The 25,517-nt window shown below is 73.6% G+C and carries 3 protein-coding genes; all 3 read right to left on the bottom strand.

All coding sequences use genetic code 11. From position 1 onward, the window contains the following. From IEZ21_RS01585 to IEZ21_RS01575, 3 genes are read right to left on the bottom strand one after another with little or no spacing between them, the layout of a single operon-like run. Complete coding sequence (locus IEZ21_RS01585; RefSeq protein WP_189320070.1) at positions 1–1,269, bottom strand: MFS transporter; 1,269 nt, start codon at positions 1,267–1,269, stop codon at positions 1–3. Further along, entirely contained in the window at positions 1,266–12,869 is an 11,604-nt protein-coding gene (locus tag IEZ21_RS01580; RefSeq protein WP_189320069.1) for a non-ribosomal peptide synthetase, read from the bottom strand. The genes IEZ21_RS01585 and IEZ21_RS01580 overlap by 4 nt, the downstream gene beginning before the upstream one ends. Beyond that, positions 12,866–25,516: a non-ribosomal peptide synthetase gene (locus IEZ21_RS01575; RefSeq protein ID WP_189320068.1), complete on the bottom strand. Its 12,651-nt coding sequence runs from the start codon at positions 25,514–25,516 to the stop codon at positions 12,866–12,868. Before IEZ21_RS01575 ends, IEZ21_RS01580 begins: the two co-directional genes overlap by 4 nt. Position 25,517: the final 1 nt, after the last annotated feature.

The following is a 25,517-nucleotide window of genomic DNA, read 5'->3' as shown; positions in this document are numbered from 1 at the left end:
TCAGGTGTCCGGCGAGGTCCCGGGGTGGGACGCGACCGGAATGCGGGCCTTCCGGACGGCCGGGATCAGCGCGGCCGCCAGAGCGGTCAGGGCCATCAGGCCGGCGGCCACCAGCAGGGAGAGCAGGCCGCCGTAGGCGTGCAGGAGCTTCCCGGCGGCGAACGCGCCCGCGGTGGTGCCGAGAGCGACGACCAGGCCGGACAGGGCCGCGACGCGGCCCTGCAACTCCTGGGGCGTGATGGTCACTTGGTAGACCGCGGTGGCCACCCCGAAGACCGCTCCGATGACGTTCATCACGGCGAACAGCACACCGAGCTGTACGGGCCCGGTGGCCCAGGCCATGGCGTTCATCAGGGCGGCCCACAGGGTCAGACCGCCGATCAGGAGGACGGGCAGCGGAAGCCGCGCCATGAACCAGCGCCCGGTGAGCGCTCCGAGCAGACCGCCACAGCCGCTGATCCCCAGCACGAGGCCCAAGGTGGCCTCCGGCAGCCCTTGTTCCTTGACCAGCACCACGACCAGACCCTGCATCACTACCTGGAGCAGGGCCGTGGACACGGTGACCACCGGCAGCATGGCGCGCAGCGCCCGCTGGCCCCGCAGCCAGCGCAGGGCGTCGGCCAGGTCCCGGTGGATCGCACGGCGGCGCACCGCGGTCTCGGTCCTCAAGTCGGCCCGGATGAACCGCAGGTTGACGGCCGCGACCAGCGCCCCGAGCGTGGCGGCGAGGAAGGGGCTCCAGCGTGTCCAGGTGAACAGGACGGTGCCGGCCGGCCCGCCGAGCAGACCCGCGATCCGGCCGCGGGCCTCGTTCTGCGACAGGGCGGCGGGCAGCTGCTCCCCCGGGACGACCGTGCGTACGGCGGCCCGTTCCGCGAGCGAGGAGACGATGGCGAGCGACACCTCGGCGGCGATCAGCGCCAGGAGCAGCTCCATGCCGAGCGCGCCGAGAGCCAGGGTGACACCCACCGCGCCCAGCACCAGGATCCGGCCGAGCGCGCACCAGCGCATCACCGCGCGCCGGTCCCAGCGGTCGACCAGGACCCCGGCCGGCAACTGGACGACGGCCTGCGGCAGTACGGCCGCGGCCGACGCCAGGCCGACCGCCTCGGCCGAACCGCCGGAGATCTGGAGCGCGAGCAGCGGATAGCAGACGCTGCTCATCCGGGAGCCGAAGAACTGCAGCCAGTTGCCGGTCCACAACAGGAGGAAGTCGCGGTTGCGGCGCAAGGGGGGCGCCGCAACCGTCGTCTCGTCAACCGCCGTCATGCGCCGAGCCTGCGGGCGGGGTCTACGCCGTTTCTACGTGCCCCGGCCGCGGCGTCGTCGAGGGCCGCGAGGCGCTCCGCGAGCAACCGGCCGACGTGGGCGATCGGCCCGGGCCGGGTCATCAGGCCCTCATGGTCCGAGTCCACGTCGTGGTTGACGACCTCTCCCGCGACGTGCGCCTCCCAGGCCCGGTGGCCCCGCTCGCGGGCGAGCGCCCCCTGGTCGCGTCGTGCGGTGACGAACAGCATGTCGCCGCTGAAACGGCCCGGGGTGTGGGACCACATGAGCCGGGTGTTGTTCACGTAGACGTCCTTCATGGCGAGGATCTCGCGCTCCTCGAACCGGGCCATCACCTTGTTCTCGCGCGCCAGGAAGGCCCGGTAGCGCTCGATGGGGAAGGTTTCCGGGGTGAGTTCGCGCTCCTGGAAGTCGAAGCCGATCGCCCGCAGGTTGCGCGCGATGATCGCGGCTTCGGACGGCGGCTCGGTGCCGGCCGCGTCGGCCACCGGGTAGGCGTCGAGCACGGCAAGGAGTTCCACCCGCTCGCCGTGGCGCTCCAGTTCGGTCGCGATCGCGTGGGCGACAGTCCCGCCGACCGACCAGCCGAGCAGCCGGTAGGGGCCCTCGGGGGCCACCGCGCGGATCTGGTCGGCGTAGTCGGCGGCCATCTCCTCGATCGAGACGGGCAGCGGCTCGGCGCCGTCGGTGCCGCGTGCCTGGAGCCCGTACACCGGGTACTCGGGGCCCAGGTGGGCGAGCAGTCCGAGGTAGCACCAGCTGAGGCCGGCCGCCGGATGCACGCAGAACAGCGGCGCCCCGGCGCCGGAGGCGCGCAGCGGCACCAGCACCCCGTGCCCGTCGCGCTCACCGTCCGGCTCGAGGTCGCGCAGCAGCTCGGCCGGGGTGGGCGCCTGGAAGAGCCGGCGCAGCGGCACCTCCGTGCCGAGGACGGCACCGACCCGGCCGACCAGCCGTGTCGCCAGCAGTGAATGCCCGCCGTGTTCGAAGAAGTTGTCGTCCAGGCCCACCCGCGCGAGGCCGAGGACCTCGGCGAACAGGGCGCACATCAGCTCTTCGCGCGGGGCGGTCGGGGCCCGCCCCACGGTCGATGCCCCGAAGTCGGGGACCGGCAGCGCCGCACGGTCGACCTTGCCGTTGGGGGTCAGCGGCAGGGCGTCCAGGACGACGACGGCCGCGGGCACCATGTGCGCGGGCAGGGTCTCCTTGAGCCGGTCGCGCAGGACGGGACCGAGTCCGGTGTCGTCGCGCCGGCGGGCGGGGTCGTTGGCACGATCCCTGGAGTCGTGCCCGGGTGCCGGCCGGTAGACCCCGGTCAGGGCCAGGTCCACGGGAGCATCCGGTGCCGCGGCGACGAACATCGCGTCCAGCGCGCCCGCTTCGGCGTCCGCGGCTGCCCAAGTGACGGCCACCCGGTGGCCGGTGCGCTCGGCGAGGGCGTACAGCTCCTCGGGGTCCACCGCAGGGCCGGCGGGCCTCGCCTCCTCGTCGAACAGGCCCCGTACGGCCGCGGCCTCGGCCTGCACCCGCCGATTGGGGATGCCCGTGACCCTCAACACCGGCTGGAACGCGGCCAGTTCGGCGGTCAGCTCGTCGAGCCCGGTCAGGCGCTCGCCCCAGGTCAGGGTCGGGGCGTCCGTCGCGTCTGGGCGGGGAGCGGCGCCAGTTCGCAGCACCACGTCGTAGCGGTGTCTGGTCAGTTCGTTGTGGTGGACGCCGCGCCGGACCCTGAGGTCCACGCCGCTGACGCCGGGCAGGGTGTCCGGCAGCTCGGTGAACCACTCGGGTGCGAGCAGCAGTTCCTTCTCGCGGGCCACCGCCCGCTCGATCCCGGCGCGCAGTCGGTCCCGCCCGCCGCCCTCCGGCGCGGTTTCCCTCCCGGTGAGGGCGACCGCCCCGCGCAGGGCGCGCAGGGTGCTCAAGTTGCGGACGTCGCCGACGAAGACGGTGCCGCCGGGGGCAAGGAGCTGTGTCACCTTGGCCAGCACCTCGGTGAGGTAGTCGGCGCTGGGGAAGTACTGGACCACCGAGTTGAGCACCACGGTGTCGAAGGCGCCCCGCGGCAGCCCGTCGATGTCGTGGGCGGGCTGGGTGGTCAGCGTCACCCGGTCGGCGAGCTCGGGCCGTTCGGCGACCTGGGCGCGCAGCCGCTCGACGACGGAGCCGGACAGGTCGGTGCCCCAGTAGCTCTCGCAGTGCGGGGCCACATGGGCGAGGATCAGGCCGGTGCCGACGCCGATCTCCAGGACCCGGCGGGGCCGGTCCGCGAGGATGCGCTCGACGGTGCCGGCGCGCCACTCGCGCATCTGCTCCAGCGGGATGGGGTCCCCGGTGTACGTGCTGCGCCAGATGCCGAAGTCCTCGCCGAAGCTGTCGGAGCCGGGCTCGCCGTAGAGGGCGTCGTAGGCCGCCTCCCATTCGCGGACCTGGCTCTCCTCCCGCTCGGTGTCACGGGTCCCGTCGCCGCGGTCCGGTACGGTGTACGCCACCAGGCGCTTGTCGCCGGGGGTGTCCTCACGGGCGACGACCACTGCCTGGGCGAGCTCGTCCTGGACGGTCAACGCGGCCTCGATCTCGCCGAGTTCGATACGGAAGCCGCGCACCTTGACCTGGTGGTCGGTGCGGCCGATGTACTCCAGGTCGCCGTCCGCACTCCAGCGGACCAGGTCGCCGGTGCGGTACATCCGGCTGCCGGCGGGGCCGAAGGGGTCGGCGGTGAACCTCTCGGCGGACAGGCCGGGCCGGTTCAGATAGCCGCGGGCCACACCGGTGCCGGCGATGTACAGCTCGCCGGCCTCGCCGGGGGCCACCGGGCGCAGTCCGGCGTCCAGGACGTAGACCCGGGTGTTGTCCAACGGCCGTCCGATGGGCGGCCGTTCGCAGGTGTCGGCGTCCAGGCGGGCAGCTGTGGACCAGATGGTGGTCTCGGTCGGGCCGTAGACGTTGATGAGGGAGCCGCCCAGGTCGTGCAGGGCGCGGCCGAGCGGGCCGGGCAGCGCCTCGCCGCCGACGAGCTTGACGAGGTCGCGCAGGGCCTCGGGGCGGGTGGTGACCAGGCTCTGCCAGGCCGTCGGGGTGGCCTGCAGGATGGTGGCGCCGGATTCCTCGACGAGCCGGGCGAGGGCCACCGGGTCCTTGACGGTCTCGCGGGCGGCGAGGACCAGGCGGGCGCCGTGCGCGAGCGGCGTCCACAGCTCCAGGTTGGAGATGTCGAAGCCGATGGTGGTGACGGCGAGCAGCCGGTCGTCCTCGGTCAGCGCGAGGTGGTCGCGCATCGCGGTCAGAAGGTTGAGCAGGTTCTCGTGGCCGACGACCACACCCTTGGGCCGGCCGGTGGACCCGGAGGTGTAGATGACGTACGCCGGGTGGTCCGGGTGCGGCGGTGCGATCCGGCGGACCTGCGCCACCTCGGCGTCGGTGACGGCGTCGAGGGCGCGGACGGTGTGCGGGTCGTCCAGGACCAGGCGCGGGACCTCGGGGGCGGTGTCCTCGGGGAGCGCGCCGGCGGTCTCGCGGTCGGTGAGCAGCAGGACGGGGGCGGCGTCGGCCAGCATGTAGGCGACGCGGTCGGCCGGGTACTCGGGGTCGATCGGCACGTACGCCGCACCCGCCTTGAGGACGGCGAGCAGGGCGACGACCATCGTCGCGGTCCGGGGCAGCGCCACGGCCACCAGGTCCTCGGCGCCGACGCCGCGGGAGGCGAGGGCGTGGGCGAGCCGGTCGGACCGCAGGTCCAGCTCGCGGTAGTCGAGCGTGAGGTCCTCGAAGTCGAGGGCGGGCGCGTCGGGGGTGCGGGCGGCCTGTGCCCGGAACAGGGCGGGCAGGTGGTCGACGGGCAGGTCGCGGGCGGTGTCGTTCCAGCTGACGAGCATGCGGCCGCGGTCGTTCTCGGGCAGCGTGTCGAGGGCGCCCACCGGGACGTCGGGGCGGGCGGCGGCGGCCGTCAGGACGGCGACGAGGCGGTCCGCGAGGCGCCGGGCGGTCTCCCGGTCGAACAGGTCGGCGGCGTATTCGAGGACGCCGGCGATCCCGCCGGGTGTGCCGTCCGCGGTGTGCCGTTCGCCGAGCCGGAACATCAGGTCGAAGCGGGCGACTCCGGTGCCGACGTCCTGCCCGGAGGCGGCCACGTCCGGCAGCGGTCCGGCATGCCCGGCGGCAGTGGTGTCGGAGGTGTCGCGGGCGGCGACGTTGTCGAAGGTCAGCATGGTCTGGAACAGCGGGTGGCGGGCCATGGAGCGGGCCGGGTTGAGCACGTCCACGAGCCGTTCGAAGGGCACGTCCTGGTGGGCGTAGGCGGTCAGGTCGGTCTCCCGGACCCGGGCCACGAGGTCGGTGAACGTCTCGTCGGCCACCACCTCGGTGCGCAGCACGAGGGTATTGGCGAAGAAGCCGACCAGGTCCTCCAGGGCCTCGTCGGTGCGGCCCGCGATCGGGGTGCCGATCGGGATGTCGGTGGCCCCGCTCAGCTTGGACAGCAGGGCGACCAGGGCGGCCTGCACGACCATGAAGAGGCTGGCGTGGCTCTCCCGGGCCAGGTTGGTCAGCAGGGCGTGCGTCTCGGCCGGGATCTTCACGTCCAGCAGATCGCCGCGGTAGGAGGCGACGGCCGGGCGGGGCCGGTCGGCGGGCAGGTCCAGTTCCTCGGGCAGCCCGGACAAAGTCCGTCGCCAGTAGTCGAGTTGGCGCGAGACGAGGCTGTCCGGGTCGTCCTCGGAGCCGAGCAGGTCGCGCTGCCACAGGGTGTAGTCGGCGTACTGCGCCGGCAGTGGACTCCAGGCGGGTGCCTCGCCCCGGCAGCGGGCGGTGTAGGCGGCCGTGAGGTCACGTACGAGGAGCGGCATCGACCAGCCGTCGGTGGCGATGTGGTGGACCAGGAGCAGCAGGACCTGCTCGTCGGGGCCGACTGCGAACAGGACGGCCCGCAGCGGGGGTTCGGCGCCGATGTCGAAGGCGTACCGGGCCTGCTGCTCCAGCGCCCCGATCAGATCGTCCGGGGTGGTGTCGAGCACCGTCAGGCCCGGGCGGGCGGACTCCGGGTCGAGCACGGTCTGATACGGCCCTTCGGCGTCCTCCGCGAAGACGGTGCGCAGGGTCTCGTGGCGGGTGACGAGGTCGGCGAGGGCGGCGGCCAGCGCGCCCCGGTCCACGGCGCCGGAGAGGCGCAGGGCGGTCGGCACGTTGTAGGTGTGGCTGCGGCCCTCGAACCGGCCGAGAAACCACAGGCGTTGCTGGGCGAAGGACAGCGGGATGCGCTCGGGGCGGTCGCCCGCGACCAGCGGTGTGCGGGTGGGGCCGCCGGAGCCGAGGGCGGCGGCGAGTCCGGCCACGGTCGGCGTCTCGAAGAACTGGCGGATGGTCAGTTCCTCGCCGAGCGTGGCGCGGATGCGGCCCGCGAGACGGGTGGCCAGCAGCGAGTGGCCGCCGAGGGCGAAGAAGTCGTCGTCGAGGAACACCCGTGGGACGCCGAGGACTTCGGCGAACAGGCCGCACAGGATCTCCTCCTGCGGCGTGCGCGGCGCCCGGCCCACCTGGGCCGGACCGTACTCGGGTGCGGGCAGCGCGGCCCGGTCCAGCTTGCCGTTGGGGTTCAGCGGCAGGGCGTCCAGGACGACGAACGCGGAGGGCACCATGTGGTCGGGCAGGGCGGCGGCCACGTGGGCACGCAGCCGCGCCCGGTCCACGGTGCGGCCGGTGGCCGGGACCACGTAGGCCACCAACCGTTTGTCCCCCGGCCGGTCCTCGCGGACGAGGACGGCGGTGCGGGCTACGTCCGGGTGGCCGAGGACGGTGGCCTCGATCTCGCCGAGTTCGATGCGGAATCCGCGGACCTTGACCTGGAAGTCGGTGCGGCCGAGGTAGTCCAGGTTGCCGTCGGCGCTCCAGCGAACCAGGTCGCCGGTGCGGTACATGCGGGTGCCCGCCGGGCCGTGCGGGTCGGCGACGAACCGCTCCGCCGACAGGCCCGGTCGGCGGTGGTAGCCGCGTGCCAGGCCCGGCCCCGCGATGTACAGCTCGCCCGCGACCCCGACCGGGACCGGCTGAAGGGCCGCGTCGAGGACGTAGAGCCGGGTGTTGCGGAGGGGCGCGCCGATCGGGGGGACGCCGGTGATCTCGCCCCGCGTGTACCAGGCCGCCGCGTAGACGGTGGCCTCGGTGGGGCCGTAGATGTTGGCGAACCGTTCGGCGCCGACGGCCTGCACGACGGCGTTGGCGTCGCGGGCCGAGACGGCCTCACCGGCGAGGACGACCTCACGGGCGGCGACCGACGGGCCGTCGTCGCCGACGAGTTGGGCGACGGCCGACGGGACACCGCTGATGAGCGACACCGAGCGGCCGGCGTGGGCCGGATCGCCCAGTTCCAGGACGTCCCGCATCACCTCGACGGTGCCGCCGCACAGCAGCGGGCCGAACATCTCGAAGACGGAGACGTCGAAGTTGAGCGAGGTGGAGGCCACCACATGGGCCATGCCGTCGGCGCCGAACTCGCCGACCGCCCAGGCCGCCAGGTCGGCGACGTTCTCGTGCGGCACCACCACGCCCTTGGGCAGCCCCGTGGAGCCGGAGGTGTAGATCGCGTACGCGGCGTGCACGGGCCGCAGGGGCGTGCTGCGCTCCGCGTCGGTCAGATCGTGCGCGGGCAGAGCCGCGAGCGCGGCCTCGGTGCCCGCCTCGTCGAGGACGATGCGCTCGGTGCCCTCGTCGGGCAGCCGGTCGAGCGCGTCCCGGGCGGTGAGCACCAGACCGGGGGCGGCGTCGTGCAGCAGGTGGGTGATGCGGTCGGCTGGGTATCCGGGGTCGATGGGCACATACGCCGCACCGGCTTTGAGGACGCCGAGCACCGCCACGAGGGTGAGTTCGGTGCGCGGCAGGGCGATGCCCACGAAGCCCTCGGGTCCGGCGCCGCGCTTGATCAGGAGCCGCGCCAATTGATTGGCGCGGGCGCCGAGTTCGGCGTACGTCAGGCTGCGGTTGCCGTGGCGCACGGCGGGAGCGTCGGGGGTGCGGGCGGCCTGCGCCTCGAAGAGGGCGGGCAGGGTCGCGTGGGGCACGTCCCGGGCGGTGTCGATCCAGGTGCCGAGGATGCGGCGGCGCTCGTCCTCCTCCAGGATCCCGATGCGGCTCAGGGGCAGTTCGGGGTTCTCGGCGAGGGCGTCGAGCAGCAGGGTCAGTCGGCGTACGAGGGTCTCGGCGGTGGCCCGGTCGAACAGGTCCTCGTTGTATTCGAGGTGCCCGGTGATCCCGGACGGGGTGCCGTCGTCGGCGCGGCCGTCGGCGACGGCGAGCAGCAGGTCGAACTGGGCGACGCCGGTGCCGACCCGGTCGCCGGAGACGGTCAGTCCGGGCAGGCGGCCCTCGCCGAGGGCGGCCTTCTGGTCGACGTTGTTGAAGGCGAGCATGGTCTGGAACAGCGGGTGGCGGCCCCTCGCCCGCGGCGGGTTGAGCACTTCCACGAGCCGCTCGAAGGGCACGTCCTGGTGGGCGTAGGCCGCGAGGTCGGTCTGCCGGGCCCGGGCCACCAGGTCGGCGAAGGCCGGATCGCCCGAGACGTCGGTGCGCAGGACGAGGGTGTTGACGAAGAAGCCGACCAGGTCGTCCAGGGCCTCGTCGGTGCGGCCCGCGATCGGGGTGCCGATCGGGACGTCGGTGCTGCCGCTCAGCTTGGACAGCAGGGCGGCGAGGCCGGCCTGGACGACCATGAACAGGCTGGCCCGGTGCTCCCGGGCGAGGTGCTCCAGACGGCTGTGCAGGGCAGCCGGGACGGCGACCGGCACGGTGCCGCCGCGGTAGCTGCTCTCGGCGGGGCGCGGCCGGTCGGTGGGCAGCGGCAGCTCCTCCGGCAGGTCCCGCAACGCCTCGCGCCAATGGGCGAGTTGGCGGCTGACGAGGCTGTCGGGGTCGTCCTCGGAGCCGAGCACCTCGTGCTGCCACAGGGTGTAGTCGGCGTACTGGACCGGCAGCGGTGACCAGGCGGGCGCCTCACCGGCGCAGCGGGCGGCGTAGGCGGTGGTGAGGTCGCGGACCAGGACCGGGGTGGACCAGCCGCCGTCGCTCGCGATGTGGTGGACGAGCAGCATCAGGACGTGGTCGTCGGGGCTCAGCTCGAACAGGTGGGCGCGCAGCGGCGGTTCGGCGGCCAGGTCGAAGCCCTGGCGGGCGGCCCGGCGCAGCTCCTCGTTCAGGCCGGCCTCGTCGGTCCGGGTGACCCGGGGCTCGGGCCGGGCCTGCTCGGGAGTGAGGACGATCTGATGGGGGCCCTCTGCGTCCTCGGCGAAGACCGTACGGAGAGTCTCGTGGCGGGCGACGACATCAGCCAGCGCCGCGGCCAGGGCCTCCCGGTCGAGCGAGCCGGAAAGACGCAGTGTGGTGGGGATGTTGTGGGCGGCGGTAGGTCCCTCCAGGCGGCCCAGGAACCACAGCCGGCGCTGGGCGAAGGAGACCGGCACCCGCTCGGGTCGGGGACGGGCCTCGAGCGCGGGCCGGGCCGCGCCGCCGGATCCGAGCAGCTCCGCGAGGCCCGCCACGGTCGGCGTCTCGAACAGCTGCCGGACCGGGAGGTCCACACCGAGGGTGGCGCGGACGCGGGTCATGAGCCGCAGCGCCAGCAGGGAGTGGCCGCCGCGCGAGAAGAAGTCCTCGTCCACCGACACCCGCGGGACGCCGAGGACCTCGGCGAAAAGGCCGCACAGGATCTCCTCCTGCGGGGTGCGCGGGGCCCGGCCGGTGCTCTCCAGGCCGTAGGCGGGGGCGGGCAGGGCGGCGCGGTCGAGCTTGCCGTTGGGGGTCAGCGGCAGCCCGTCGAGGGTGACGAACGCCGCGGGGACCATGTACTCGGGCAGGCTCGCGGCCGCGTACTTGCGCAGCAGGGTGTGGTGGGGGCTGCTCTGTGCGCCGACGGGGACGACGTAGGCGACGATGCGCTTGTCGCCGGGGGAGTCCTCGCGGACGAGGACGGCGGTGCGGGCGACGTCCGGGTGGTCGGCGATCACGGTCTCGATCTCGCCGAGTTCGATGCGGAAGCCGCGGACCTTGACCTGGAAGTCGGTACGGCCGATGTACTCCAGGTCGCCCCCGGCCGTACGGCGCACCAGGTCACCGGTGCGGTACATCCGCGTACCCGCCGGGCCGTGCGGGTCGGCGACGAAGCGCTCCGCGGACAGGCCGGGCCTGCGGTGGTAACCGCGCGCCAGACCCGCGCCCGCGATGTACAACTCACCCGCGACTCCGTTCGGGACCGGGCGCAGCCCTGGATCCAGCACGTACACACGGGTATTGGCGATCGGAGCGCCGATGGAGACGTCTCCCGAGGCGGACACGCCGGCCGCCGTCGACCAGATGGTGGTCTCGGTCGGGCCGTACAGGTTCGTCACCGACCGGCCGCCCTCGGCGAGCGTGCGGGCCAGGGACGCGGGCAGGGCCTCACCGCCGACCAGCACCCGCAGTGACTCCGGCACTTCTCCGGCCTCGACCAGGGCGTGCCACAGGCTGGGGGTGGCCTGCATGATCGTGGCGCGCGTCTCGCGCACCAGGTCTGTCAGCGCTGCAGGGTCGCGGACGATGTCTCTGGGGGCCAGTACGACCTGGGCGCCGTGCAGCAGTGGCAGGAACAGCTCCAGGCCCGCGATGTCGAATCCGACCGTGGTCACCGCGGCGAGGCGGTCGTCCTCGGTCAGCGCGAAGCGGTCCTGCATCGCCGTCAGGAAGTTCACCAGCGCCGCCTGCGGGACGGTGACGCCCTTCGGGCGGCCCGTCGATCCCGACGTATAGATCACGTACGCGGTCTGCTGGCCCGAACGTTCCGCAACCACCGGGTCGTTGGACGCACAGCCTGACAGATCCGCCTGGGCGAGTACGTCCTCGGTCAGTGTCAGGACCGGATCCGCGTCCTGGAGGATGTACGCGACACGCTCCTGCGGGAACTCCGGGTCCACGGGGACGTATCCGGCACCCGACTTGAGGACCGCGAGAAGGGCGACGACGAGCTCCGGCGACCGCGGCAGGGCGACGGCCACCAGATGCTCCGGACCCGCACCCTGCTCGATCAGCCAGTGCGCGAGCCGGTTCGCCCGGATGTTCAACTCTCCGTAGGAAATCGCCACTTCACCGAGGACGAGGGCCGGCGCCTCGGGCATGGACGCCGCGCGCGCCGAGAACAGCTCGGCGACGCAGGACGGTTCGACGTCCCTGGAGGTCGCGTTGGCGCGCTCCAGGACCTCGTGCCGCTCGGCGGGGGTGAGCAGGTCCACGCGGGCCACCGGTGCGTCCGGGTCGGCGGCCACCGCCGCGAGGACGCGGCTGAACCGCTCGGCGATGCGCTCGGCGGTGGCTCGGTCGAACAGGTCCGTGCTGTAGTTCAGGGCGCCGCTCAGGCCCTCCGGCGCACCGGAGGACGCTTGGCGCTCCTCGACCGTGAAGGAGAGGTCGAAGCGGGCGGTACGGGTCTCGGCCGTGTGCCCGCGAACGGTGAGGCCCGGCAGTTCGGCGGCGGCTGTGCGGGCCTGCCGCTGGTCGTTGTCGTTCCAGGTCAGCAGGGTCTGGAAGAGGGGGTGGCGGGCCATCGCCCGGGGCGGGTTGAGCACCTCCACGAGCCGCTCGAAGGGCACGTCCTGATGTTCGTACGCGTGCAGGTCGGCGTCCCGGACCCGGTCGAGCAGCTCCCGGAACGTGGGCGTGCCGGACAGATCCGCGGGCAGGACGAGGGTGTTGACGAAGAAGCCGACCAGGTCGTCCAGGGCCTCGTCGGTGCGGCCCGCGATCGGGGTGCCGATCGGGACGTCGGTGCTGCCGCTCAGTTTGGACAGCAGGGCGGCGAGGCCGGCCTGGACGACCATGAACAGGCTGGCGCGATTCTCCCGCGCCAGCTCCAGGAGGCGTGCGTGCACGTCGGCCGGTACCGCGAGGGGCAGGGTGTCGCCCTGGTGGGTGGCGGTCGCCGGGCGGGGCCGGTCGGTCGGCAGGCCGAGCTCCTCCGGCAGATCGGCGAGGGTGTCACGCCAGTAGGCGAGCTGCCGGCTGATCACGCTGTCGGGGTCGTCCTCGGAGCCGAGCAGCTCCTGCTGCCAGACGGTGAAGTCCGAGTACTGGACGGGCAGTTCGTCCCAGCGAGGTGCCCGGTCGGCCTGCCGCGCCGCGTACGCGCCGAGTAGGTCGCGGACGAGGACGGGGATCGACCAGCCGTCGCCCGCCACGTGGTGCAGCAGCACCAGCAGGACGTGTTCGTCCGGCGCGAGCTGGAACAGGGTGCAGCGGATCGGGGTCTCACCGAGCAGGTCGAACTCGTGCCGGGCCGCGTTCTCCAGGGCCTGGTCCAGGCCGGCCTCGTCGGTGGGCACCACCGTGAGGGCGGGCGTGGCGGCGTCGGCGTCTGCGGCAAGGACGACCTGGTGGGGTCCCTCGGACCCGTCGGCAAGCACCGTCCGCAGGGTCTCGTGGCGGGTGACCACGTCGGTGAGGGCGGCGGCGAGGGCGTCCCGGTCGAGGGCGCCGGAGAGCCGCAGGGCGGTGGGGATGTTGTAGATCGCGCTCGGGCCGTCCAACTGGTTGAGGAACCACAGGCGGCGCTGCGAGAAGGACAGCGTGGTCACGAGTTCTCCTTGTTCCCGGTACGGCGGCGCAGCGCGGGACGGGTGGTGGTGGTCTGCATGCTTTCGAGGCTTTCGGCCAGGGCGGCGACAGTGGGCTTTTCGAAGAAGCCGCGGATGCTCATTTCCTTGCCGAGAGCGGATCGGACCCGGGCGGCCAGCCGGTTCGCGAGCAGCGAGTGGCCGCCGAGGGCGAAGAAGTCGTCGTCGATGCTCACTTCGGCGACGCCGAGGACCTCGGCGAACAGCCCGCACAGGGTCTCTTCCCGCGGGGTGCGCGGCGCGCGTCCCTCGCCGAGCGCGCCCAGCGCGGGGGCGGGCAGGGCGGTGCGGTCGAGCTTGCCGTTGGGAGTCAGCGGCAGCCCGTCGAGGGTGACGAACGCAGCGGGGACCATGTAGTCGGGCAGGCTCGTCGCCACGTGCTTGCGCAGCACGTCCCCGTCCGGGGCCCCGGACGGGGCGGGGACGACGTAGGCGACGATGCGCTTGTCGCCGGGGGAGTCCTCGCGGACGAGGACGGCGGTGCGGGTCACGTCCGGGTGGTCGAGGACGGCGGCCTCGATCTCCCCCAACTCGATACGGAAACCGCGGACCTTGACCTGGAAGTCGGTGCGGCCGAGATAGTCGAGGCGTCCATCGGCCGTACGGCGCACCAGGTCTCCGGTGCGGTACATCCGCGTACCCGCCGGGCCGTGCGGGTCGGCGACGAAGCGCTCCGCGGACAGGCCGGGCCTGCGGTGGTAACCGCGGGCCAGACCGGAGCCCGCGATGTACAACTCGCCCGCCACACCCACCGGGACCGGACGCAGGCCCGAATCCAGCACGTACACCCTGGTGTTGGCGATCGGAGCCCCGATCGACACCTCCCCGGAGGCATCCACCTCCGCAGCGGTGGACCAGATGGTGGTCTCGGTCGGGCCGTACAGGTTCGTCACCGGCCGGCTGCCTTCGGCGAGCGTGCGAGCCAGCGAAGCGGGCAGCGCCTCACCGCCCACGAGGACCCGCACTCCCGCCGGCACCGCGCCGGTCTCGACCAGGGCGTGCCACAGGCTCGGAGTGGCCTGGACGATCGTCGCGCCCGACTCCTCGATCAGGGCCGCCAATGCGGCGGGGTCGCGGACGATCTCCCGTGGCGCCAGCACGACCTGGGCGCCGTGCAGCAGCGGCAGGAACAGCTCCAGGCCCGCGATGTCGAATCCGACGGTCGTGACCGCGGCGAGACGGTCGTCTCCGGTGAGCGTGAAGCGGTCCTGCATCGCCGTCAGGAAGTTGACCAGCGCCGCCTGCGACACGGTCACGCCTTTCGGGCGCCCCGTCGACCCCGACGTATAGATCACATACGCGGCTTGCTCGCCCGAACGCCCCGCAATCACCGGGTCGTTGGACGCACAGCCTGACAGATCCGCCTGGGCGAGTACGTCCTCGGTCAGCGTCAGCACCGGATCCGCGTCCTGAAGGACGTACGCGATCCGCTCCTGCGGGAACTCCGGATCCACGGGTACGTACCCGGCCCCCGACTTCAGTACCGCGAGCAGCGAGACCACCAGGTCCACCGACCGCGGCAGGGCGACGGCCACCAGACGCTCCGGACCCGCACCCCGCTCGATCAGCCAGTGCGCCAGTCGGTTCGCCCGGGCGTTCAACTGCCCGTACGAGACCGCCACATCACCGAGGACCAGAGCAGACGCCTCAGGCGAAACCGCCACACGGTCGGCGAAGAGCTCCGCGAGCGAGGCGTCCGGGACCTCGCGGTCGCTGTCGTTCCACTCACCGAGAACCCTCTCCCGTTCACCCGGGGCCATCACGTCCACGTCCGACACCGGTGTTCCCGGCGCCTCCACCACCGTGCGCAGTACCCGCGTGAACCGCTCCACGAAGCTCTCGGCGGTGGCCCGGTCGAACAGGTCCGCGGCGAACTCCAGGTGGCCGTGGAGGCCGGCCGGGTCACCGTCGGCGGTGTAGGCGTCCTTGAGGGCCAGGGTGAGGTCGTACTTGGCGACCCTGGTGCCGAGCGGCAGCGTCTCGGCGGTCAGGCCGGGGAACCGGTCCGCGACGCGGTCGTCGTTGTTGTTCCACATCAGCATGGTCTGGAACAGCGGGTGGCGGGCCAGCGACCGGGCCGGGTTGAGCACCTCCACAAGACGCTCGAACGGTACGTCCTGGTGGGCGTAGGCCGCGAGCGAGGTCTCGCGCACCCGGTCCACCAGCTCGGTGAAGCCGGGGTTGCCGGACAGGTCGGCGCGCAGCACGAGGGTGTTGACGAAGAAGCCGACCAGGTCGTCCAGGGCCTCGTCCGTGCGTCCCGCGATCGGCGTGCCGATCGGGATGTCCTCGCCCGCTCCCAGCTTGGACAGCAGGGTGGCCCAGGCCGCCTGGACCACCATGAAGAGGCTGGCCCGGCTCTCGCCCGCGAGAGCGGCGAGGCCCGTGTGCAGGTCGGCGGGGACGTGGAAGGGCACGGCGTCGCCGCGGTGCGAGGCGGCCGGGGGCCGGGGGCGGTCGGCGGGCAGGGCCAGTTCCTCGGGCAGCTCCGCCAACGCCTGTTTCCAGTAGGTGAGTTGGCGTGCGGCGATGCTGTCCGGGTCGGTCTCGGAGCCGAGTACGTCCCGCTGCCACAGCGTGTAGTCGGCGTACTGGACCGGCAGTTCGGTCCAGCCGGGCGCTTCACCGGCCTGCCGGGCCGCGTACGCCTCGGTGAGGTCCCGGGCGAGCACGGGTGCCGACCAGCCGTCGGTGGCGATGTGGTGGAGCAGGAGCAGCAGCACGTGCTCCTGCGGGCCGGTGCGCAGCAGGGTGACCCGCAGTGGCGGCTCGGCGGCCAGGTCGAACGGGCGGGATGCCGCCTCGGTGAGCCGGTCCGTGAGATCCGCGGGTGCCACCTCGGCGGCGTGCAGGGCGCCGAGGGCGGCGAGGGTCTCCTCGGGCGTACGGATCAGCTGGTGGCCGTCGTCTGCGGAGTCGGCGAAGACGGTGCGCAGCGACTCGTGCCGGGTGACGACGTCCGCGAGGGCCGCGCCGAGGGCGTCCTCGTCGAGGGCACCGGTGAGCCTGAGGGCCGTGGGCATGTTCCAGGTCGCGCTCGGTCCCTCCAGGCGGTGCAGGAACCACAGCCGGCGCTGGGCGGGCGAGAGCGGGATCCGCTCGGGCCGCTCGCGGCGCGTCACGGCGCGGCGGGCGCCCTCGGCCTGGTCCAGGAGGGCGGCGAGCCCGGCCGGGGTGGGTTCCTCGAACAGGCCGCGGACGGCGAGTTCGACGCCGAGGACGGTGCGGATCCTGGCCACCAGGCGGGTGGCGAGCAGGGAGTGGCCGCCCAGGTCGAAGAAGTCCTGGTCGACGCCGACCGCCGGAAGTCCGAGCACCTCGGCGAACAGACCGCACAGGGCCTCCTCGCGCGCCGTGCGCGGGGCGCGCGCGGCGGTGTCCGTCTCGTGGGCCGGGGCCGGCAGCGCCGCCCGGTCCAGCTTGCCGGTGCGGGTCAGCGGCAGCTCGTCGAGGAGGACGTACGCGGCAGGCACCATGTGGGCCGGCAGTCGGCTCGCGAGGTGGGCGCGCAGCGTGGCGGCGGCCGGGGCCGTGCGGTCCCGGTCGGCCACCACGTAGGCGACCAGGCGCTTGTCGCCGGGGGTGTCCTCGCGGACCACGACGGCGCACCGGGTCACCTCCGCGTGGGCGGTCAGCGCGGCCTCGATCTCGCCGGGCTCGACGCGGAAGCCGCGGATCTTGACCTGGTGGTCGGCGCGGCCGACGTAGACGAGGTCGCCGTCGGCGGTCGTCCGGGCCAGGTCGCCGGTGCGGTACATGCGGGAACCCGCGGGACCGTACGGGTCGGCGACGAACCGCTCGGCGGTCAGGTCGGGTCGGCCGAGGTAGCCGCGCGCCAACGCTTCGCCGGACAGGTGCAGTTCACCGACCACGCCGGGCGGCACGGGCAGCAGACCCGCGTCCAGGACGCGGACGCCGACGCCGTCCACCGGGCGGCCGATGGGCGGGGTGTCCGGCCAGTCGGCCACGTCGGCGGGCAGCGTCCACGCGGTGACCACATGGGTCTCGGCCGGGCCGTAGTGGTTGTGCAGCAGCGTCGGGGCCTGCGCGTGGTGGGCGCGGACCGGCTCGCGCAGGGTCAGGGCCTCGCCGGCCTGGACGAGGTGGCGCAGCCCGGACAGGTCGGCGCCGCACTCGCGGGCGGCCTCCAGGACGCCGTCGATGACCAGGTTCGGGGCGTACAGCTCGGCCACCCGCTGCTGTGCCAGCCAGCGGGCCAGCTCGCGCGGATCGCGGCGGGTGTCCTCGGGGCAGACCGCGAGGGTCTTGCCGGACAGGAGCGTGGAGAGGATCTCCTGCACGGACACGTCGAAGCCGACGGCGGTGAACTGGGCCACCACGGTGCCGACATCGCCGGGCACCGCCCGCTCGTGCCAGTCGAGCAGCCCGGCCAGGGCGCGGTGCGGCATCACGATGCCCTTGGGGCGCCCGGTGGAGCCGGAGGTGTAGATCACGTAGGCGGGGTGGTCGGGCAGCGCGGCCGGGAAGGCCGTCGCCGGGTCGGCCGCCGGCCGCGGCTCCTCGACGAGGAGCCGGGTGACGTCGAAGGCAGGCAGCTCCGCGTCGATCACGGCGGTGGTGATCAGCGCCCCGGGCCGGGTGTCGGCGAGCATCAACGCGATCCGCTCGGCCGGAAGTTCCGGATCGACCGGCACATACGCGGGGCCCGCGGTGAGGGCGGCGACGAGGGCGACGGCCAGGTCGGTGCCGCGCGGCAGGGCGACCGCGACCCGGTCCTCGGGGCCGAGCCCGAGGCCCCGCAGCTCGACGGCCAGGGCACGAGCCCGCTCGTGCAGTTCGCGGTACGTGAGGCTGCCCCGGTCGTCGGTGACGGCGACCGTGTCGGGGGTTCGGGCGGCCTGCTCGGCGAGGAGCCGGGCGAGCGGCCGGTACGGACGTGGCCGGGCACCCTGCGACGCGGTGCACAGCTCGGCGAGGGCGGCCTCGGGCAGCACGTCGACGCGGTGCACGGGACGTTCGGCGTCGGCGGCGACCGCGGTGAGGACCGCGAGCAGGCCGGCGGCGAACAGCTCGGCCGTGGCCGGGTCGTACAGGTCGGTCGCGTACTCCAGGCGGACGGTCAGACCGTCCGGGGCGCCGCGCTCGGTGCGCAGGTCGGAGAAGGCGAACAGCAGGTCGAAGGTGGCCACGCCGGTGCCGACCTCGCCGACGCGCATGCGCAGGTCGGGCAGGTCTTCGGCGAGCCGCCCCGTGGTGTCGTGGCCGGCGTGGTTCCAGGTGACCATCGTCTGGAAGAGTGGGTGCCGGCCCAGCGAGCGGTCCGGGTTGAGGGCCTCCACAAGCCGCTCGAACGGCACGTCCTGGTGCGCGTACGCGTTCAGGGAGGTGGTGCGGACCCGGTCGAGCACCTCGGTGAACGAGGGGTCGCCGGACAGGTCGGTGCGCAGCACCAGCGTGTTGACGAAGAAGCCGATGAGGCCGTCGAGCGCCTCGTTGACGCGGCCCGCGCTGGGGGTGCCGAGTGGGATGTCGTCGCCGGCGCCGAGCCGGGACAGGGTCACCGCGAGCGCGGCCTGGACCACCATGAACAGACTCGCCCGGTGCTTCTGGGCCAGGGACTCCAGCTCGGCGTGCAGCTCCGCGGGGATGTGGAAGCGCAGGTCGGCGCCCTGACCGGTGCCCCGGCGGGGGCGCGGACGGTCGGCGGGCAGGGTGAGTTCCTCCGGCAGGTCGGCCAATTCCTCGCGCCAGTGGGCGAGTTGGCGGCCCAGCTCGCTGTCCGGGTCCTCGGCGGAGCCGAGCACCTCGCGCTGCCACAGGGTGTAGTCGGCGTACTGGACGGCCAGTGGCTGCCAGGCCGGTGCGGTGCCGCCGTGCCGGGCCGCGTACGCGGTGGCGAGGTCCTTGACGAGCAGTGGAACCGACCAGCCGCCGTCGCCCGCGATGTGGTGCATGACGAGCAGCAGGGCGTGCTCGTCGGGGGCTGGGGCAGAAGGCACCTCCGACCCACGCCCCAGGGCGAACAGGTGGGCGCGCAGTGGGATGTCCGAGGCGAGGTCGAAGCCGATCCGGGCGGCTTCGGTGAGCAGGGCGGGCAGTTCCTCCACGGTGGCGGGCCACACCGTCGTCGGGACCGGCCGGGGGTCGAGGATGATCTGGTGCGGGCCCTCGGCGTCCTCGGCGAAGACCGTGTGCAGGGTCTCGTGACGGGTGACGACGTCGGTGAGGGCCGCGGCCAGCGCGTCCCGGTCGAGGGTGCCGGTCAGGCGCAGCACCACGGGCACGTTGTACGTGGGGCTGCCCGGCTCCTCGAAGCGGCCGAGGAACCACAGGCGCTGCTGGGCCGGCGAGGCGGGCAGGCGCTCCGGGCGGGGTCCGGCCACCAGCGGCGCGCGGCTCGCGCTCGCCCCGGTGACGCGGGCGGCGAGGGCGGCGACCGTGGGCGCCTCGAACAGGACGCTGATCGGCAGGTCCACGTCGAGGACCGAGCGGATGCGGCCGACCAGGCGCATCGCGGCCAGCGAGTGGCCGCCGACGGCGAAGAAGTCGTCGTCGATGGAGACCCGGGGCCGGCTGAGGATCTCCGCGAACAGGCCGCAGAGGATCTCCTCCTGCGGGGAGCGCGGCGGCCGCCCCGCGGTGTCGTGGGTCTCGGCCGGGTCGGGCAGCGCGGCCCGGTTCAGCTTGCCGTTTGCGGTCAGCGGCAGCTCGGGCAGCAGCACGAAGGCGCCGGGGACCATGTACTCGGGGACGGCGGCGGCCACATGGGCACGCAGCGCGAGCGGGTCCAGGTCGGTCACCACCCAGGCGACCAGGCGGGGTCCGCCGGCCGCGTCGGGGCGTACGCCGACAGCCGCGGCCGTGACGTCCGCGTGGGCGGCGAGCACGGCCTCGACCTCGCCGGTCTCGATACGGAAGCCGCGCAGCTTGACCTGCTGGTCACCGCGGCCGACATAGACGAGGCGGCCCTGTGCGGTGCGACGGACGACGTCACCGGTGCGGTACATCAGGGTGCCGGCGGCGCCGAACGGGTCGGGCACGAACCGCTCGGCGGTGCGGCCCGATTGGCCGAGGTAACCGCGGGCGAGTCCGGCGCCGGACAGGTACAGCTCACCCGGTACACCGGGCGCGACCGGGCGCAGCAGGTCGTCCAGGACGTACACACCGGTGTTGTCGAGCGGCTCGCCGAGATGGATGCCGGCCGGGTCGGTGATCTGGGCGGCGGTGGACCAGACGGTGGTCTCGGTGGGGCCGTACACGTTCAGGACGGACTGCGCGGCGCCGGTCAGCGTCGCGGCCAGGTCGGCGGGCAGTGCCTCGCCGCCCACCAGGACGCGGACGCCGGCGAGGAACGAGGCGTCCCGTCCGGTGGCGGCCCGCCACAGAGTTGGGGTGGCCTGCATGAGCGTGATGCCGTGGCGGGTGACGGCGGCGCGCAGCGCCTCCGGGTCGCGGACGGTGTCGGGCCCGGCGATGACGACACTGCCGCCGCAGGCCAGCGGCAGGTAGAGCTCCAGGGCCGCGATGTCGAACCCGATGGTGGTGACCGCGAGGAGGCGGTCGTCCGCGGTCGCGGCGCACCGGTCGGCCATCGCCCGAAGGAAGTTGTCCAGGGCGACGCGGGGCACCACCACACCCTTGGGGACGCCGGTGGACCCGGAGGTGTGCAGGACGTACGCGGCGCCGGTGGCCGGGACGCGGACGTCGAGGTCGGTGTCCTCGTATCGGGAGAGGTCGGCCTCTTCGGTGACACAGTCTCTGAGGACGGTGGGTACGGCGACGGCGGGCAGGCCGGGCAGCAGCTCCCCTGTGGTGACGAGGACGGCCGGGTCGGCGTCCGTGATCATCCGGCTGATGCGGTCCGCGGGGAAGATGGTGTCGATCGGCAGGTAGCCGGCACCGGTCTTCTGGACGGCGAGCAGCGTGACGAGCAGCTCTGTGGTGCGCGGCAGGGCGACGGCCACGAAGCGCTCCGGGGCGGCGCCGCGCTCGATCAGCAGGCGGGCCAGTGCATTGGCCCGGGCGTTGAGCTCGGCGTAGCTGAGCGTGGCCGCGCCGGAAGACACGGCGGGCGCGTCGGGGCTTTCGGCGGCGTGCTGCTCGAAGCGGTCCAGGAACCAGCGGTCCTGGGCCGGGCGGGCGGTGTCGGCCGGGCTGGTGAGGGCGGCCGCGCGCTCTCCGTCGAGCAGTACGTCGACGGCGGCGATGCGCTGGTCGGGCTCCGCGACCAGGCGGGCCAGGACGGTGACGAAGCGGTCCACCAGGCGCTCGGCGGTGGTGTGGTCGAAGAGGTCACCGGCGTACTCGAGGATGCCGGTCATGCCGTCCGTGGCACCGTCCGCGGTGTGCCGTTCGCGCAGGTTGAACGCGAGGTCGAACTTGGCGACACCGCTGCCGACACCACCGCGGGCGGTCACCGCGAGGTCGCCGAGCCGGGCCTCGGCCGGCCTCGAACCGGCGCGGTCGCCGGTGTTGTTGAAGGCGAGCAGGGTCTGGAACAGCGGGGAACGGGCAAGGGAGCGGGCGGGGTTGAGCACCTCGACGAGCCGCTCGAAGGGCAGGTCCTGGTGGGACCAGGCGGCGAGGTCCAACTCCCGTACCCGAGTGAGGAGTTCGGAAAAGGTCGGATCGCCGCTGACGTCGGTGCGCAGCACCAGCGTGTTGATGAAGTCACCGACGAGGTTGTCGAGCGCCTCGTCGAGGCGGCCCGCCACCGGGGAGCCGAGCGGGATGTCGTCACCGGCGCCGAGCCGGGACAGGGTCACCGCGAGCGCGGCCTGGACCACCATGAACACGGTGGCGTCGGTGGCCCGGGCGCACTCGGCGACGGCGCGGTGCAGCGCGGCCGGGACGGTGATCGCCACGTTGTCGCCGCGGTAGGAGGCGACGGCGGGGCGCGGCCGGTCGGTGGGCAGGGCGAGTTCCTCGGGCAGACCGTCGAGGGTCTCGCGCCAGAAGGCGAGCTGCCGCGAGGCGCGGCTGTCCGGATCGTCCTCGGAGCCCATCAGCTCGTGCTGCCACAGCGCGAAGTCGGCGTACTGGACGGGCAGTTCCTCCCACTGCGGGGCCTCGCCCGCGACCCGGGCGGCGTACGCGCGGGTCAGGTCGCGGGTGAGCAGCGGGGTGGACCAGCCGTCGCCGGCCACGTGGTGCAGCAGGACGAGGAGTTCGTGCCGGTCCTCGGCGAGTTCGTACAGGAAGAGCCGCAGCGGGATCTCGGTGGACAGGTCGAAGGGGTGCCGGGCGTGCTCGGCGAGCAGCTCCGCCAACTCCCCCTCGGTGCAGCGCACATGGACCGGCTCGGGGCGCACGTCGGCCAGGACGACCTGGTGGGCGCCCTGCTCGTCCTCGGCGATGACCGTCCGCAGGCTCTCGTGGCGCTGCACGACGTCGGCGTAGGCCGCGCGCAGGGCGTCGTGGTCGAGCGGGCCGGTCAGGCGCAGCGCGGAGGCCAGGTTGTAGACCGGGTTCGGTCCCTCCATCCGGTGCAGGAACCACAGGCGCTGCTGGCCGTAGGAGAGCGGCAGGCGCTCGGGGCGCTCCGTGCGGACGAGCGGCGGGCGTGCGCCCTCGGCCTCGCCCAGGGAGCGGACCAGGGCGGCCGGGGTTGGGTTGCGGAACAGGTGCTTGACGGAGAGTTCGACGCCCAGGCTCGCGCGCAGTCGGCTGACGAGCCGGATGGCGAGCAGGGAGTGGCCGCCGAGCTCGAAGAAGTCGTCGTCGGGGCCTACGCCGGCCAGGCCGAGGACACCGGCGAACAGCTCGCGGACGAGTTCCTCGCGCGGGTCCCGCAGGGCGCGCTGGACGGGCAGCGCGGTCGCGGTCTCCTCCGGGGCGGGCAGCGCCTTGCGGTCCACCTTGCCGTTGGGGGTCAGCGGCATCGCGGGCAGGGCGACGATCGCGGCCGGGACCATGTAGGCGGGCAGGGCGTCGGCGAGGTGCGCGCGCAGCGCTTCGGTGTCCACGGTCTCGGGGGTCACCCAGGCGATCAGGCGGGCATCGCCCGGCCGGTCCTCGCGGGCGAGGACCGCGGCCCGGGTGACGTCGGGATGTACGGCGGCCGCGGCCTCGATCTCGCCGGGCTCGATGCGGAAGCCGCGCAGCTTGATCTGGTCGTCGGCGCGGCCGGCGTAGACGAAGGTGCCGTCCGGGCGGCGGCGGGCGAGGTCACCGGTGCGGTACATGCGGGCACCGGGCGGGCCGTACGGGTCGGCGACGAAGCGCTCGGCGGTGAGGTCCGGGCGGCCGAGGTAGCCGCGTGCGAGGACGACGCCGGATATGTACAGCTCGCCGGCGACACCGGGAGCGACGGGGCGAAGGGCCGCGTCCAGGACGTAGGCGCGGGTGTCGGCGAAGGGGCGGCCGATCGGGACGGGTCCGTCGGCCGGTTCGGTGCCCGGCTCGATGCGGAACTCCAGGCAGTTGACGGTGGCTTCGGTGGGCCCGTACGCGTTGATCACCGTGGCGTCCGGGTGCGCCGCGCGCCAGGCGCGCAGGGCTTCACCGCGCAGCGCCTCGCCGCCGAGGACGAGGGTGCCGGACGGGGAGACTGACGTCGGCAGGGTGTCGAGCAGCTCCAGGTGGCTGGGGGTGCCCTTGAGGAAGGTGGGGCGGGGGCCGCCGACGGCGTCCGGGAGTTCGGACAAGTGGGCACAGCCGCCGGAGACCAGCGGGGTGTACAGGCCGGTCACGGTGAGGTCGAAGGTGACCGAGGAGTGCACGAGGGTGAGGCCTGCGGCGTCCGGATAGGCCTGACGTGCCCTCAGGAGGTAGGCACCCAGCGAGCGGTGCTCGACGACGACGCCCTTGGGGCGGCCGGTGGAGCCGGACGTGAAGATCAGGTAGGCCGGGTCGTGCGGGTGCGGCGCCGCCGTGAAGGAGGCGGTCTCCTCGTCGGTGACGGCGAGCGTCGCCACGCCGGACAGCCCGGGGAGCTGTGCGCCGGGCTCGGTCAGCGCGAGCACGGGGTCGGCGTCGGCGAGCACCGCCGCGATCCGCTCGGCCGGGTGCTCCGGGTCGAGCGGTATGTAGGCGCCGCCGGACTTGGCGACGCCGAGCAGCGCCACCACGAGGTCGATGCCGCGCGGCAGCAGCACGGCCACCGTCCGGCCGGGTCGGACCCCGCGCTCGATCAGCGTGCGGGCCACGAAGCTGGCCCGGGCGTCGAGTTGCCGGTACGTCAGGACCTGGTCCCCGGCACGGACGGCGGGGGCGTCCGGGGTGGCCGCGGCCTGGGCGGTGAACAGCTCGGGCAGGGTGGGCAGTTCGGCATCCGCCGCGAGGCCGGCGGGTCCTGCCGCCGCGGCCAGAGCGCGGGCGGTTTCGTCCGCACCGATGACGTCGATCCGGCCGAGCGGCCGCTCCGGCTCGCTCACCAGCGTGTCGAGGAGGGCGAGGAACCGCTCGCCGATCGCTACGGCGGCCGCATCGTCGAAGAGGTCGCGCTGGTGGAACAGCTTGAAGCGCAGGGCGTCCTGCGGCATCCCGACGAGGCTGAGCGGGAAATGGTTCGCCGAGTGGCTCTCGGCGCCCACCACCCGCAGCGGGTCGGCCTCGTCGGAGACCGCGGGTCCGGATTCGAAGGGGAAGTTCTCGAAGACGACGGAGGTGTCGAAGAGCGGGCCCAGCCCGGTGCGGTGCTGCACCTCCGACAGGCCCAGGTACTGGTGGGCGATCAGCTCGGCCTGGGCGCGGTGCACCCGGCCGAGCAGTTCGCCGGCGGTCTGCTCGGGGCGCAGCCTGATGCGCAGCGGCAGGGTGTTGATGAACAGGCCGACCATGGACTCGATGCCGGGCAGCTCGGCCGGGCGGCCGTTGACGGTGACGCCGAAGACCACGTCATCGGTGCCGGTCAGGCCGGCGAGCACGAGCGACCAGGCGGCCTGCACCACGGTGTTGACGGTGACGCCCGCGGAGCGGGCCCGGGCCGTCAGCGCCCCGGTCTGCTCCTCGGTGAGCCCGAACTCGTGGCGTCCGGGGTCCTGCGGGGTGTGCTCGGTGGTGCCGGCCACCAGGGTGGGGGCGGTCAGTCCGTCGAGCATGGTGTCCCAGGCGGCGCGCGAGGCGTCCGCGTCCTGGCGGGAGAGCCAGGCGAGATAGTCCCGGTAGGGGGCCACCGACGGCAGCCCCTTGGCGTCCCCGCCCGAGAGGTACAGGGCGTGGTACTCCTTCAGCAGCGTCGGCAGGGACCAGCCGTCGAGCACCGTGTGGTGGATGGTGAGGACCAGGCGGTGGCTCTCGTCGCCGAGCCGGATCAGGGTGAACCGGATCAGCGGCGGACGGCCGGTGTCGAAGCGCTGCTCACGATCGGCGAGCGTGGCCCGGCGGGCCTCCGAATCGGCCACCTCCTCGGAGAGGTGGGACAGATCGATCTCGGTCCACGGCAGCTTGTACCGGGCCGCGACGATCTGCACCCACCCTCCGTCCTTGCGCTGGCGGAACGCCACCCGCAGGCTCGCGTGCCGGCGCAGCAGGGCCTCGGCGGCTTCCCGGGCGCGGCCCGCGTCCAGCGGGCCGGCCAGGTGGAAGGTGGACTGGACGGTGTAGATGTCCGGCGTCGCCTCGTCGAAGACACTGTGGAACAGCAGACCGCTCTGGAGCGGGGAGAGGGGCAGGATGTCATCGACTGTGCGTGGAGTTCTCGCCACT

Source organism: Streptomyces flaveus, from assembly GCF_014647675.1.
Taxonomy (GTDB): Bacteria; Actinomycetota; Actinomycetes; order Streptomycetales; family Streptomycetaceae; genus Streptomyces; species Streptomyces flaveus.
Note: the sequence above shows the minus strand (reverse complement) of the source record. Positions and strands in the feature narration are given on the sequence as shown.